Consider the following 13,841-nt stretch of genomic DNA (forward strand, 5'->3'; position numbering starts at 1 on the left):
GAAACCCGATGTTTCAGCAGAAAAAGGACTGGGAAACACGCGAGAACGCATTTGCTGCTTTCTCCATGGGGCCGCTGACCGATTTCTGGCGTCAGCGCGAAGAAGCCGAAATCACAGGCGTGGACAATGTTCCGGTGCGCTTTGTTCGTTTTCGGAATGTCAAAAACGACCGCGTGATCGTGGTTTGCCCCGGTCGTATCGAAAGTTACGTTAAATACGCTGAACTGGCCTACGACCTTTTCCATCTTGGGTTTGATGTACTGATTATCGACCATCGTGGGCAAGGGCGCTCCGGTCGGTTGTTATCCGACTCGCATCGCGGGCATGTGGTGAATTTCAGCGATTATGTCGACGATCTCGCCGCGTTCTGGGAGCAGGAAGTGCAGCCGGGTCCGTGGCGCAAGCGCTATATCCTGGCACACTCCATGGGCGGGGCGATTGCGACGCTCTTTTTACAGCGTCATCCGCATCAGTGCGATGCCATCGCGCTCACCGCGCCGATGTTTGGCATCGTGATGCGCTTTCCGGACTGGATGGTGCGCCATATTCTCGACTGGGCTGAGGGCCATCAGCGCATTCGTGAAGGCTACGCGATCGGGACCGGTCGCTGGCGCGCCCTGCCGTTTGCCGTGAACGTGCTAACGCACAGCCGCCAGCGGTATCGGCGTAACCTGCGTTTCTACGCTGATGAGCCGCGCCTGCGCGTCGGTGGACCAACGTACCACTGGGTGCGTGAAGGTATCCGCGCGGGGGAGTCTGCGCTGGCCGGTGCGGGTAAAGATGCCACGCCAACGTTACTGATTCAGGCAGAAGAAGAGCGTGTGGTGGATAACCGCATGCACGACCGTTTTTGCGAATTGCGCGCCGCCGCCGGGCACCCCTGTGAAGGGGAGAAACCGTTGGTCATAAAGGGCGCGTACCATGAGATCCTTTTTGAAAAGGACACCATGCGCTCAGTCGCGCTCAACGCTATCGTCGAGTTTTTCGACAGGCATAACTGATTTCCTATTGAGGTTAAATTTTCCTATGTACCAGGTTGTCGCATCTGATTTAGATGGCACGCTGCTTTCTCCCGACCACACCTTGTCGCCTTACGCGAAAGAAACCTTAAAACTCCTGACAGCCCGTGGCGTGAACTTCGTCTTCGCAACAGGCCGCCACCACGTGGACGTGGGGCAGATCCGCGATAATCTGGACATCAAAGCGTACATGATCACCTCCAACGGTGCGCGCGTACACGACACCGACGGCAATCTGATCTTCACCCATAACCTCGATCGCGATATCGCCGCCGACCTGTTTGGCGTGGTGCATAGCAACCCGTCAATCGTCACCAACGTTTACCGCAACGACGACTGGTTTATGAACCGTCATCGTCCGGATGAAATGCGTTTCTTCAAGGAAGCAGTTTTCAACTACACCCTGTACGAGCCGGGTCTGCTGGAGCCTGAAGGGATCAGCAAAGTATTCTTCACCTGCGAAAGCCACGAAGAGCTGCTGCCGCTGGAGCAGGCCATTAACGCGCGCTGGGGCGACCGGGTGAACGTCAGCTTCTCAACGTTGACCTGTCTGGAAGTGATGGCGGGCGGCGTATCGAAAGGTCACGCGCTGGAAGCGGTGGCAAAACGCATGGGCTACGAGCTGAAAGATTGCATCGCCTTTGGCGACGGCATGAACGACGCTGAAATGCTGTCGATGGCCGGGAAAGGCTGCATTATGGAAAACGCGCACCAGCGTCTGAAAGATCTGCACCCGGAGCTGGAAGTGATTGGCACCAACACCGATAACGCCGTGCCGAACTACCTGCGCAAACTGTTCCTTGAGTAATCTTCATTTGATTATTTATTGCTCAGTTGTCAACTGAAGAGTTCGCTACAATGCACGTCCTTCTTTCTGAGAGACATGCATTGTGGCGCTACTCATTATCACCACTATCCTGTGGGCCTTCTCGTTCAGCCTGATCGGTGAATATCTTGCCGGACACGTCGACAGCTACTTCTCTGTGCTGATGCGCGTTGGGCTGGCTGCACTGGTGTTTCTGCCGTTCCTGCGCCTGCGCGGACAGACGCTCAAAACCATTCTGCTGTACATGCTGGTGGGCGCAATGCAGCTCGGCATCATGTATCTGTTCAGTTTCCGCGCCTATGTCTATCTGTCGGTATCGGAATTCCTGCTGTTCACGGTGCTGACGCCGCTCTACATCACGCTGATTTATGACCTGCTGAGCAAACGCCGTCTGCGCTGGGGCTACGTCCTGAGCGCGTTGCTGGCGGTGGCCGGTGCGGCAATTATTCGCTACGACAAAGTGAGCGATCACTTCTGGACCGGGCTGATGTTTGTCCAGCTCGCTAACATCAGCTTTGCGATTGGCATGGTGGGTTACAAACGCCTGATGGAGATCCACCCGATGCCGCAGCACAACGCGTTCGCCTGGTTTTATATGGGGGCGTTCATCGTGGCGGTGGTGGCGTGGTTTATGCTGGGCAATCCGCAAAAATTGCCGACCACCACACTGCAATGGAGCGTGCTGATCTGGCTTGGGGTAGTCGCTTCAGGGCTGGGGTACTTTATGTGGAACTACGGAGCCACGCAGGTGGATGCCGGGACGCTGGGCATCATGAACAACGTTCACGTGCCTGCGGGGCTGCTGGTGAACCTGGCAATCTGGCAGGAACAACCCCACTGGCCGAGCTTTATTATTGGGGGAACGGTGATTCTGGCTTCCCTGTGGGTACATCGCCATTGGGTCGCTCCGCGCTCCGAACAAACGGCAGATGGTCGCAAGCGTGGTTCCGCGCTGAGCGAATAAACGCCTCCGTGACCGGCTGACGCTGCTCGCCATCGCGCACGGCAGCGTACAGTCGGCTCCACAATCCCTCACCCAGGGTTTTGGTTACTACCAGGCCCTGACGTTCAAAGCTCTCCACTACCCAGTGCGGCAGCGCCGCGATCCCCATTTTAGCCGCCACCATCTGAATCAGCAGCAGGGTGTTATCGACACTTTTCAGGTTCGGGTTGATGCCTGCCGGTTGCAGGAAATGGCGCCAGATATCCAGACGACTGCGCTGCACCGGATAGATCATCAACGTTTCGGTCGCCAGATCTTCCGGCGTAACGCGCGTTTTCACCGCCAGCGGATGGTCAGGTGCCAGCACCAGGCGCACTTCATAATCAAACATCGGCGAATAGTGCAGACCGCTGCGCGGCAGAATATCGGAAGTCAGCACCAGATCCAGCTCGCCCTGCTGGAGAGACGGCTGCGGGTCAAAGGTCACGCCCGATTTAAAGTCCATCTCTACCTGCGGCCAGTTCTGACGGAAATTCTCAAGCGCGGGCGTCAGCCACTGAATACAGCTATGACATTCAATTGCGATGCGCAGCCGTGTCTGCTGCGGCTCATTGCAGGATTGCAGGGCGCTGGCGATTTGCGGCAGCACCTGATTTGCCAGCTGCAGCAAAATCTCGCCCTGCGGCGTAAAGCGCAGCGGCTGGCTCTTACGCACGAACAGACGAAAGCCAAGGCGTTGTTCCAGATCGCTGAACTGGTGGGACAGGGCGGATTGTGTTTGATGCAGCGTGGCCGCAGCCGCTGCGAGCGAACCGCAGTTCCGCAACGCTTGTAGCGTTTTCAGGTGTTTTATCTCGATCATGAAAGTCCTTCACTTCGCCATGAACAATTTGCGCTTGTGGATCATACAGTACATTCACATTATGGATGTGTAAACATCTGGATGGCTAAATAACGAATTCATAAGAGGCAGCGACATGACAATTATTAACCACACCCTCGGTTTTCCTCGCGTTGGCCTTCGCCGCGAGCTGAAAAAAGCACAAGAGAGTTACTGGGCGGGCAACGCCACCCGTGAAGAGCTGCTGGCGGTTGGACGCGAGCTGCGTGCGCGTCACTGGGATCAGCAAAAACAGGCAGGCGTGGATCTGCTGCCGGTGGGCGATTTTGCCTGGTACGACCATGTTCTGACCACCAGCCTGCTGCTCGGCAATGTGCCGGCTCGTCATCAGAACAACGATGGATCGGTAGATATCGACACCCTGTTCCGCCTGGGTCGTGGGCGCGCACCGACCGGTGAGCCAGCGGCAGCCGCAGAAATGACGAAATGGTTTAACACCAACTATCACTACATGGTGCCGGAGTTTGTGAAAGGCCAGCAGTTCAAACTGACCTGGACGCAAATCCTGGATGAAGTGGACGAAGCGCTGGCGCTGGGCCACAAAATCAAACCTGTACTGCTCGGCCCGGTAACCTACTTGTGGCTGGGCAAAGTGAAAGGCGAGCAGTTTGACCGCCTGAGCTTGCTGAAAGACATCCTGCCGGTGTACCAGCAGGTGCTGGCTGAGCTGGCAAAACGCGGCATCGAGTGGGTACAAATCGACGAACCGGCGCTGGTACTGGAGCTGCCGCAGGCATGGCTGGATGCGTACAAACCGGCTTACGACGCCCTCACCGGGCAGGTTAAACTGCTGCTGACCACCTATTTCGAAGGCGTCACGCCGAACCTCGACACCATCACCGCGCTGCCGGTGCAGGGCCTGCACGTTGACCTGGTTCACGGCAACGATGACGTAGCTGAGCTGCACAAACGCCTGCCGGCTGACTGGCTGCTCTCTGCCGGTCTGGTCAATGGACGTAACGTTTGGCGCGCCGATTTGACTGAGAAATACGCGCAGATCAAAGACATTGTCGGCAAACGTGATCTGTGGGTAGCTTCGTCTTGCTCCCTGCTGCACAGCCCGATCGATCTGAGCGTGGAAACGCGTCTGGATGCGGAAGTGAAAAGCTGGTTTGCCTTCGCCCTGCAAAAATGTGAAGAGCTGGCCCTGCTGCGCGATGCGCTGAACAGCGGCGACACGGCTGCGATTACCGAATGGAGCGCACCGATTCAGGCGCGCCGCCACTCGACTCGTGTTCACAATGCGGCGGTGGAAAAACGTCTGGCGGCGATCACCGCAAAAGACAGCCAGCGTGAAAATGCCTATGAAGTTCGTGCTGAAGCCCAGCGCGCGCGCTTTAATCTGCCGGCCTGGCCAACCACCACTATTGGCTCATTCCCGCAGACCACTGAAATTCGCGGCCTGCGTCTGGACTTCAAAAAAGGCAATCTCGACGCCAATAACTACCGCACCGGCATCGCCGAACACATCAAACAGGCGATTATTGAGCAGGAACGTCTGGGTCTGGACGTGCTGGTTCACGGTGAAGCCGAGCGTAACGACATGGTGGAATATTTCGGCGAGCATCTGGACGGTTTCGTCTTTACCCAGAACGGCTGGGTGCAGAGCTACGGCTCACGCTGCGTGAAGCCCCCGGTGGTGATTGGCGACGTGAGCCGCCCGGAAGCGATTACCGTCGAATGGGCGAAGTACGCCCAGTCTCTGACCGACAAACCGGTCAAAGGCATGTTGACCGGTCCGGTGACTATTCTGTGCTGGTCCTTCCCGCGCGAAGACGTGACCCGCGAAACCATCGCTAAACAGATTGCGCTGGCGCTGCGTGATGAAGTGGCGGATCTGGAAGCGGCAGGCATTGGCATCATCCAGATTGACGAACCGGCACTGCGGGAAGGTCTGCCGCTGCGTCGCAGCGACTGGGCGGCGTATCTGGAGTGGGGCGTGGAAGCGTTCCGCATCAACGCCGCCGTGGCAAAGGACGACACGCAGATCCACACCCACATGTGTTACTGCGAATTTAACGACATCATGGACTCGATCGCCGCGCTGGATGCGGATGTGATCACCATTGAAACGTCGCGTTCCGATATGGAGTTGCTGGAGTCGTTCGAAGAGTTCGACTACCCAAACGAAATCGGGCCGGGCGTGTATGACATTCACTCCCCGAACGTACCCAGTGTGGAGTGGATTGAAGCCCTGCTGCAGAAAGCCGCCCAGCGTATTCCGGCTGAGCGTCTGTGGGTCAACCCGGACTGCGGCCTGAAAACCCGCGACTGGCCAGAAACCCGTGCGGCACTGGCGAACATGGTGAAAGCCGCGCAGAACCTGCGTCAGGCGTAATGCGATAGGGCCGGGCGATTGCCCGGCCTAGGCATGACCGTCCATTAACCGGCTGATGTGAATGCTCAGCCACGTCAGCTCATCTTTCGGCAGCGTTAGCTGATACTTCTCCTGCACGTAATCGCGAATCACCCACGCGACGGTCATTGCGTCCGGGCGATGGCGCATCAGCTCCTGATAAAAATCCTCGGTCTCACTGACCACCACGCTTCCACTTAACACGCGTTCCGCGAAATAGCGCAGATGGGTGATAAACCGCCGGTAATTCACCGACTCCGTATCGATCGCTTTGCTCAGCTTGTAGCGCACGATCTCGGCGATGCGATTCACCAGTTCGACCTGCTGATGGGCGGAGCTGTTGTCATCCTGGCTGCTGGCGTTAATGAGATGGAACGCAATATTGACCGCTTCTTCTTCAGGTAGCTCTACGTCAAAGCGTTCATTCACGTTGTCTCGCGCCTGCATCCCGACGCGGTATTCTTGCGGGTAATAGCGCTTCACTTCCCAGCTCAACTTATTCAGGATCAACTGCCCGTTACGGCTACGCTCCACCGCAAAATGCAAATGTTCGGCGAGCGTAAACAGCAGCACGGAGTTCAGCTTTTCGCCGCACAGGCTGCGGGCGAGCGTGAGAATCTCATGGCTGACGTCAAAGTACGCCGCAGGAATGGTATCCGTCAGGGATAAAAAATGGTGGGATTTCAGATCGCTAAGCGGCAGAAAGACTTTCTCCACCTGCGCCAGGTCGATATGCGTACCGGGTTTGGCTCCGAACCCAATCCCTTTACCAAACAGGATCATCTCCCGCTGGTCGTGATCGACCAGCAGCATACTGTTATTGAGCGATTTTTTTATCGTTATCACGGTTATTCCTGCGGCCTGGCCGTTTAGCTCATGTCAGCGCCATTGCTGGCAATCACTCTCTGGTACCACCAGAACGACTCTTTTCTCAGGCGTTCCAGCGTGCCGTTACCTTCGTCATCCTGGTCGACATAAATAAAGCCGTAGCGTTTGGACATCTGCGATGTGCCCGCGCTGATAATGTCGATACAACCCCAGGTGGTGAATCCCATCACATCTACCCCTTCGTTGATAGCTGCCAATGTTTGTTCGAAGTGGGCGCGAAAATAGTCGATACGATAGCTGTCGTGGATTTTCCCTTCCTCGACGGTATCTTTTGCCCCTAGGCCATTTTCGACAATAAACAGCGGCTTTTGGTAACGGTCGTACAGTTCGAGCAGGGAGATTTTCAACCCGACGGGATCAATCTGCCAGCCCCACTCGGATGCAGGCAAGTACGGGTTTTTTACCCCCAGAATCGTGTTACCCGCGGTGCGCTCGACATCAGCCTGCGTCGATTCGGTGAGGGACATGTAATAGCTGAAGGAGACAAAATCGACGGTGTGATCTTTCATAATGCGATGATCGTCTGCCTGCATCTCAATCTGAATATCACGGCTGGCGAGATCGCGCAGGATCAGCGGCGGATATTCACCAAAGACCTGCACATCGGCGTAAAAGTAGTTTTCGAGATTTTTTTTCAGCGTGGCCTCTACGTCCTGTGGGCGACAGCTGTGAGGATAGGTGGTGAGCTTCGTCAGCATGCACCCGACCTGGCTGCCGGGAATTTTGGCGTGGCAGTCGCGCGTCACCAGCGCAGAGGCCACAAACTGGTGGTGCAGCCCCTGGTAAATGTCCTGCTGCGCTTTTCCTGGCGCGCTTTTCTCTTCGCGAATCCCGGCGGTGGTAAACGGATGGCGATGAATGCTGTCGATTTCGTTAAAGGTGAGCCAGTAGCGCACCAGATCTTTGTAGCGATCAAAGCAGACATTGCTGAACCGCACGAAAGCATCCACCACGTTACGATGTACCCAGCCGTTGTACTTCTCGCTCAGGGCCAGCGGCATTTCATAATGTGAGAGCGTGACGAGCGGTTCAATATTATGGCGGCGCAGCTCGCGGAACATCTCCTCGTAAAACTGCAGGCCCGCTTCATTAGGGGCCGCGTCCTCGCCTGTCGGGAAGATACGCGACCAGGCAATGGACACGCGCAGAACCTTAAAGCCCATCTCGGCAAACAAAGCGATATCGTCTTTATAGCGGTGATAGAAATCAATGCCGCGACGCTTGGGATAAAGCGCGTCGTTGCGCCCTTCAAACGCATCGCGGATATTTTCATCCGTCAGCGCCATATGACCGTCATAATCCTTCAGCGACAGGTTCGGCTTCCAGGTGATGGCGTCAGCGATGGACGGCCCTTTGCCATCAACGTTCCATGCTCCTTCTGCCTGATTAGCGGCAATCGCGCCGCCCCATAAAAAACCTTGCGGAAACGGGAGGGATTTATCCATTACACGGACTCCTTTAGCGTCATGATGATATTAGGATGAGTGTCTTTGTCGTGGTTACTGCCAGGTGTCAGCGAGAATCGTTCGCCATTCGTGACGATCATGACCACAACCGGATCCAGCCCGGCCGCGGTGATGGTGTCGAGAGAAAACTCAATCAGTGTGTCGCCGCTTTTCACGTGCTGGCCTTCTTTCACCAGCGGGTGGAATCCGTCGCCCTGCAGCCTGATGGTGTCGATGCCGATATGGAAAATCAGCTCAACCCCTGCATCCGTTAAGAGGCTTAGGGCATGACCGCTTTCAAAGACGTTAACGACCGTGCCGTCGGCGGGAGCACGCAGGACGCCCTGCGAAGGGATAATGGCTACACCATCGCCCATGATTTTGCGCGAAAAAACATCGTCGTTAACGTTTTCCAGCGGGATGATTTGCCCCTCTACGGGACGGATAAAGTGCAGTTCTTCGGCCTGTTCCGGGGCTTTATCGCGCCATAACAGCAGAGCACTCAGAAAGGCGATAACAAAAGATAAACCGGCACCCGCAAAGGCCCAGACGATGTTCATTGGGTTATCGGGTGAGACGAACATGGAGATGCTGGCAAGGCCCGGCCCTACCAGCGCAAAGGCTTCGATGGCCATCCAGCCGATAAATGCGCCGCCAACCAGGCTACCCGCAAGCACGCTATACAGTGCTTTTTTATTGAGAAGCGTGACGCCATACAGAGCGGGTTCGGTAATACCAAACAGTGCGGAAATTCCTGCGGAGAAGGCGGTGGATTTCAGTACCTTATCTTTGCTCTTGAGTGCAATGGCCAGACAGGCGCCAGACTCAGCGATGTTATGTGCCAGCGACGCAGGCAGATAGAGCATTTCACGCCCGAACTGGCTCATCGAGGCGACGGCATAAGGCAACATCGGCTTATGCATTCCGGCTGCGACCATAAACGGCAGCGCTGCCGCGAGTAACCCGGTCGCCACAAATCCCAGCTTGCCATAGAGCCATAAGATCACCGTGGCCAGGCCCGCGCCAAGCTCATAGCCCAATGGTCCCAGGATCAGCAACGTCACTGGCACCGTGACCAGCAGAGAGAGCATCGGCGAGAGAAAAATACGCAGTGCGCCGGGAGAGTAACGGTTGAACAGCTTCTCGGTCTGAGCGTAAAACAGCACGCACAGAATGGCCGGGAAGACCTGCGAGGCATAGGCGACATTGCGCAGATCAAACGACATAAACTCTGCGCCATCAGCCAGTTGCTTCGTCATTGCCGGTAACACCATTACCGCTACGGCAGAGACGGCAACCAGTATGTTCACTTTGAGCTTCGTCGCAGTGGTTATCGCCACCAGTATCGGCAGGAAATAGAGCGGGGCCGAGCCGATGTTATCCAGCACTTTGTAAGTGGAACTGTCGCGGCTGAGCCAGCCGAGTACATCCAGCAACAGCAGCAGCGATTTCAGTACGCCGCCGCCCGCAATGGCCGGGACCAGCGGCTGAAAGACGCTTATCACAAAGTCGACGATTTGCGCGCCACGATGGGGTTTGACCGTCTGAGCTGACGCATTTGCCTGGGGTGTGCCGATGAGGGAGCGCGCCGCTTCGTAAACCTGCACCACCTCATGACCGATAATGACCTGGCACTGCACGTTGACGCGCACGCCGAGCACGCCATCAATTTTCGCCAGTTCGCCCTCGTTCACTTTCCCGTTATCGTAAAGGCTCAGCCGTAAGCGGGTGGAGCAGTGCTCGAGATGTTCGATGTTTTCAGCGCCGCCCACCTGGGCGATGATATCCAGTGCTGTCTGCAAGTGATTCATGTCTGGCCCCTGTCTCCAGAGCAAAAAAAAAGACCTGAAGCCCATTTCCCCCCGAAAGAGAGAGATGGGCTTCAGGTCTTGCCTACGGATCGTAGTTACACGCCTGTGCTTTTTATATCGTCGAAATTCTGTTTAAAAGTCAAACAACGGCTGCGGTTGTTGCGTCAATGTGTGAGCAACTTAACCCTTTTTCGCTCCATACTGCCTGAACCAGGCCAGCATACGTTGCCAGCCATCTTTGGCGGATTCTTCGTGATAACTCGGGCGATAGTCGGCGTTAAAGGCATGTCCCGCGTCGGGATAGACCACGATATCGGCTTTGGCATTGGCGGCACGCAGCGCCTGGCGCATGGTGTCCACACTCTCAAGCGAAATCCCGGTGTCTTGGCCGCCGTACAGCCCTAAAACCGGCGCGTTAAGATCGGTCGCGATATCCACCGGATGTTTCGGTGAATTCAGCGTTTTCTCACCGACCAGTTTGCCATACCACGCCACGGCGGCTTTCAGCTGCGGATTGTGCGCAGCATACAGCCAGCTGATGCGCCCACCCCAGCAAAAACCGGTGACCAGCAGACGGTGCGGATCGCCGCCGTTGCGCGCGGCCCAACTGGCGACGTGGTCCAAATCGGCAAGCACCTGCGCATCCGGCACTTTGCTGACCAGATTGCTGAAAAGCGTCGGGATATCGCTGTAATCATTCGGATCGCCCTGGCGGAAATAAAGCTCCGGCGCAACGGCCAGATAGCCTTCCAGCGCCAGACGGCGGCAGATATCGCGAATATGTTCGTGAACGCCAAAAATCTCCTGTATCACAATGACGATCGGCAACGGACTGTCGGCCTCTTTCGGGCGCGCGTGATAAGCGGGCATGTTTTCACCCTGCGAGGGGATCGAGGTTTCGCCTGCGGTAATGGCTTCTTCTGACGTGGAGACGATGGTCGCGGCGAGAGGGGCAGCAGCAGGTGCAAAATGGGTCTTTTGTGTCATGGTATTCTCCGTACCTGTAAGCGCAAAAGTAAATATAGACCTCAAGTTAACAACTCACAGTGCCCGAAACGGGCTATCTTTTGTGCAGCCCTGAACGATATAACTTGTTAATGTGATGTAAATCACTATTTTGTGGAAATTAACTGCAACCATTTTCATTCATGGTGAGGTGTGTCACGAAATTAAGCCTGGTGCTTCTGTAAAGTACCGTTTTACTTCTTCTGACACACCGACCCACAGAGGAGTCACCTATGTCTAAGTCTGATGTTTTTCATCTCGGCCTCACTAAAAACGATTTACAAGGGGCTACGCTGGCTATCGTCCCTGGCGATCCTGAGCGTGTGGAAAAGATCGCCGCGCTGATGGATAAGCCGGTTAAGCTGGCAGCGCATCGTGAATTCACCACCTGGCGTGCTGAGCTGGATGGCAAAGCGGTGATTGTGTGCTCGACCGGTATCGGCGGCCCGTCTACCTCTATTGCAGTGGAAGAGCTGGCGCAGCTGGGCATTCGTACCTTCCTGCGTATCGGCACCACGGGTGCGATTCAGCCGCACATCAGCGTCGGTGACGTTCTGGTGACGACCGCGTCTGTGCGTCTGGACGGTGCAAGCCTGCACTTCGCGCCAATGGAATTCCCGGCTGTTGCTGATTTCGAATGCACAACGGCGCTGGTTGAAGCGGCAAAATCTATCGGCGCAACCACGCACATTGGCGTGACCGCTTCCTCTGACACCTTCTACCCAGGCCAGGAGCGCTACGACACCTTCTCCGGTCGCGTGGTGAGCCGCTTTAAAGGTTCCATGGAAGAGTGGCAGTCGATGGGCGTCATGAACTACGAAATGGAATCGGCAACGCTTCTGACCATGTGCGCTAGCCAGGGTCTGCGTGCGGGTATGGTGGCGGGCGTGATCGTTAACCGTACTCAGCAAGAGATCCCGAACGCAGAAACCATGAAGCAAACCGAAAGCCATGCGGTGAAAATTGTGGTCGAAGCGGCTCGCCGCCTGATCTAATCGCACAACATTCTGTTCAAGGCCGACACGTTCGGCCTTTTCTTTTTTGCGTAACGCCTCGCAGGAAATTCCTTTCAAACTGGACGTTTATACAGCACAATTCTATTTTGTGCGGGTAATGGTTTGATGCAGGAGGCGTTGTGGATATCTCAATCATCGTTTATGCGGCGATAGCGCTGGCGGGGCTGGTCATTGGCTGGCTGATCTCGAGCTATCAACATGCTCAGCATAAAGCGGAACAGCTGCTCGATCGTGAAGAGATGGTCGCTGAGCTGAGCGCTGTCAAACAGCAGCTGGCCCAGAGCAGCCACTGGCGCGATGAGTGCGAGTTGCTCAACAACGAACTGCGCAATCTGCGCGATATTAATACCTCCCTGGAAGCGGATCTCCGCGAAGTCACCACCCGTCTCGAATCCACCCAGCTGCATGCGGAAGATAAAATTCGCCAGATGATCAATAGCGAACAGCGCCTCAGCGAGCAGTTTGAAAACCTCGCCAACCGTATTTTTGAACAGAGCAATCGCCGCGTCGATGAACAAAACCGCCAGAGCCTGAATGGATTGCTGACGCCGCTGCGCGAACAGCTCGACGGTTTTCGTCGCCAGGTGCAGGACAGCTTTGGTCAGGAAGCCCGTGAACGTCACACGCTGGCGCACGAAATCCGTAATCTTCAGCAGTTAAATGCGCAAATGGCGCAAGAAGCGGTCAACCTGACGCGCGCCTTGAAAGGCGATAACAAAACCCAGGGCAACTGGGGAGAAGTGGTGCTAACCCGCGTGCTGGAGGCCTCCGGGCTGCGCGAAGGCTACGAATATGAAACGCAGGTCAGTATTGAGACCGATTCCCGCTCGCGGATGCAGCCTGATGTGATCGTGCGTCTGCCGCAGGGAAAAGACGTGGTGATTGACGCCAAAATGACGCTGGTGGCCTACGAGCGCTACTTCAATGCGGAAGACGATTTCACCCGCGAATCCGCGCTGCAGGAACACATCGCCTCCGTGCGCAATCACATTCGTCTGCTGGGCCGTAAGGATTATCAGCAGTTGCCTGGCCTGCGGTCGCTGGACTATGTGCTGATGTTTATCCCGGTCGAACCGGCGTTCCTGCTGGCGCTCGACAGACAGCCGGAGCTGATCACCGAAGCGCTGAAAAACAACATTATGCTGGTCAGCCCGACCACGCTACTGGTAGCGCTGCGCACCATTGCTAACCTGTGGCGCTACGAACATCAAAGCCGTAACGCGCAGCAGATTGCCGATCGTGCCAGCAAGCTGTATGACAAAATGCGCCTGTTTGTCGACGATATGTCCTCCGTGGGGCAAAGCCTGGATCGCGCGCAGGATAACTATCGACAGGCGATGAAAAAACTCTCCTCCGGGCGGGGTAACTTGCTGGCACAAGCCGAAGCGTTTCGCACGTTGGGCGTAGAGGTTAAGCGCGAGATTAATCCGGAACTGGCGGAGCAGGCCACGGCCCAGGATGAAGAGTATCGTCTGCGCGAAGGCGTGAATGAACGAAATATGAGCAGTGATGACAGTGAGTTAGCGGCACAAACCACCCCTGAAACGCAGTCAGAACGATTCTTTCAGGGTGGTTGAATCGTAGGGCAAACGCGCCCAATCTGTTACACTTCATGCACATTTGACTGATTA

11 protein-coding genes are annotated in these 13,841 nt (G+C 55.9%); 6 read left to right on the top strand and 5 right to left on the bottom strand.

Translation table 11 applies throughout. From position 1 onward, the window contains the following. Positions 1 to 8: 8 nt before the first annotated feature. From pldB to ETG88_RS21600, 3 genes are all read left to right on the top strand, one after another. Positions 9 to 1,001, top strand: coding sequence for a lysophospholipase L2 (pldB, locus tag ETG88_RS21590; protein WP_102105646.1), 993 nt, complete (start codon positions 9 to 11; stop codon positions 999 to 1,001). Positions 1,002 to 1,026: 25 nt separating this feature from the next. Then, a complete protein-coding gene (gene yigL / locus ETG88_RS21595; protein WP_100778451.1) occupies positions 1,027 to 1,827 on the top strand; it encodes a sugar/pyridoxal phosphate phosphatase YigL in 801 nt (266 codons plus the stop codon). Positions 1,828 to 1,909: 82 nt separating this feature from the next. After that, the gene (locus ETG88_RS21600; protein ID WP_129036362.1) at positions 1,910 to 2,809 is read left to right on the top strand and encodes a carboxylate/amino acid/amine transporter; all 900 of its coding nucleotides are present in this window, start codon (positions 1,910 to 1,912) and stop codon (positions 2,807 to 2,809) included. Here the strand turns inward: ETG88_RS21600 and metR are convergent. Further along, the gene (metR, locus tag ETG88_RS21605; RefSeq protein WP_129036363.1) at positions 2,697 to 3,650 is read right to left on the bottom strand and encodes an HTH-type transcriptional regulator MetR; all 954 of its coding nucleotides are present in this window, start codon (positions 3,648 to 3,650) and stop codon (positions 2,697 to 2,699) included. The genes ETG88_RS21600 and metR overlap by 113 nt on opposite strands. 115 nt (positions 3,651 to 3,765) lie before the next feature. Here metR and metE point away from each other — a divergent pair, with 115 nt between their 5' ends. Continuing rightward, the gene (gene metE / locus ETG88_RS21610; protein WP_129036364.1) at positions 3,766 to 6,027 is read left to right on the top strand and encodes a 5-methyltetrahydropteroyltriglutamate--homocysteine S-methyltransferase; all 2,262 of its coding nucleotides are present in this window, start codon (positions 3,766 to 3,768) and stop codon (positions 6,025 to 6,027) included. A gap of 27 nt (positions 6,028 to 6,054) precedes the next feature. Here metE and ETG88_RS21615 read toward each other — a convergent pair whose 3' ends face one another. From ETG88_RS21615 to ETG88_RS21630, 4 genes are all read right to left on the bottom strand, one after another. Then, positions 6,055 to 6,891 (bottom strand): PRD domain-containing protein, encoded by an 837-nt coding sequence (locus ETG88_RS21615; protein WP_129036365.1) that lies wholly within the window; start codon positions 6,889 to 6,891, stop codon positions 6,055 to 6,057. A 23-nt stretch (positions 6,892 to 6,914) separates the two neighbouring features. Further along, the gene (locus tag ETG88_RS21620) at positions 6,915 to 8,378 is read right to left on the bottom strand and encodes a glycoside hydrolase family 1 protein (RefSeq protein WP_129036366.1); all 1,464 of its coding nucleotides are present in this window, start codon (positions 8,376 to 8,378) and stop codon (positions 6,915 to 6,917) included. Further along, positions 8,378 to 10,189, bottom strand: a complete 1,812-nt coding sequence (locus ETG88_RS21625) for a beta-glucoside-specific PTS transporter subunit IIABC (protein WP_129036367.1) — start codon at positions 10,187 to 10,189, stop codon at positions 8,378 to 8,380. Before ETG88_RS21625 ends, ETG88_RS21620 begins: the two co-directional genes overlap by 1 nt. Positions 10,190 to 10,369: 180 nt before the next feature. After that, entirely contained in the window at positions 10,370 to 11,176 is an 807-nt protein-coding gene (locus tag ETG88_RS21630) for a dienelactone hydrolase family protein (RefSeq protein ID WP_129036368.1), read from the bottom strand. Between the two features lie 251 nt (positions 11,177 to 11,427). On the opposite strand from ETG88_RS21630, the gene udp reads away from it, so the two are divergent. After that, the gene (gene udp / locus ETG88_RS21635; protein WP_095283865.1) at positions 11,428 to 12,189 is read left to right on the top strand and encodes a uridine phosphorylase; all 762 of its coding nucleotides are present in this window, start codon (positions 11,428 to 11,430) and stop codon (positions 12,187 to 12,189) included. Positions 12,190 to 12,329: 140 nt separating this feature from the next. Next, a complete protein-coding gene (gene rmuC / locus ETG88_RS21640; protein ID WP_129036369.1) occupies positions 12,330 to 13,787 on the top strand; it encodes a DNA recombination protein RmuC in 1,458 nt (485 codons plus the stop codon). The last annotated feature ends 54 nt before the right edge of the window (positions 13,788 to 13,841 follow it).

This window comes from Lelliottia nimipressuralis, assembly GCF_004115925.1.
In the GTDB taxonomy this organism is placed as follows: Bacteria; Pseudomonadota; Gammaproteobacteria; order Enterobacterales; family Enterobacteriaceae; genus Enterobacter; species Enterobacter nimipressuralis.

Excerpts from the sequence above, each read along its gene's own strand:
- ETG88_RS21625 (WP_129036367.1), bottom strand. The coding sequence starts at position 10,189 with ATGAATCACTTGCAGACAGCACTGGATATCATCGCCCAGGTGGGCGGC.
- metR (WP_129036363.1), bottom strand. The coding sequence starts at position 3,650 with ATGATCGAGATAAAACACCTGAAAACGCTACAAGCGTTGCGGAACTGC.
- metE (WP_129036364.1), top strand. The coding sequence starts at position 3,766 with ATGACAATTATTAACCACACCCTCGGTTTTCCTCGCGTTGGCCTTCGC.
- yigL (WP_100778451.1), top strand. The coding sequence starts at position 1,027 with ATGTACCAGGTTGTCGCATCTGATTTAGATGGCACGCTGCTTTCTCCC.
- pldB (WP_102105646.1), top strand. The coding sequence starts at position 9 with ATGTTTCAGCAGAAAAAGGACTGGGAAACACGCGAGAACGCATTTGCT.
- ETG88_RS21630 (WP_129036368.1), bottom strand. The coding sequence starts at position 11,176 with ATGACACAAAAGACCCATTTTGCACCTGCTGCTGCCCCTCTCGCCGCG.
- ETG88_RS21620 (WP_129036366.1), bottom strand. The coding sequence starts at position 8,378 with ATGGATAAATCCCTCCCGTTTCCGCAAGGTTTTTTATGGGGCGGCGCG.
- udp (WP_095283865.1), top strand. The coding sequence starts at position 11,428 with ATGTCTAAGTCTGATGTTTTTCATCTCGGCCTCACTAAAAACGATTTA.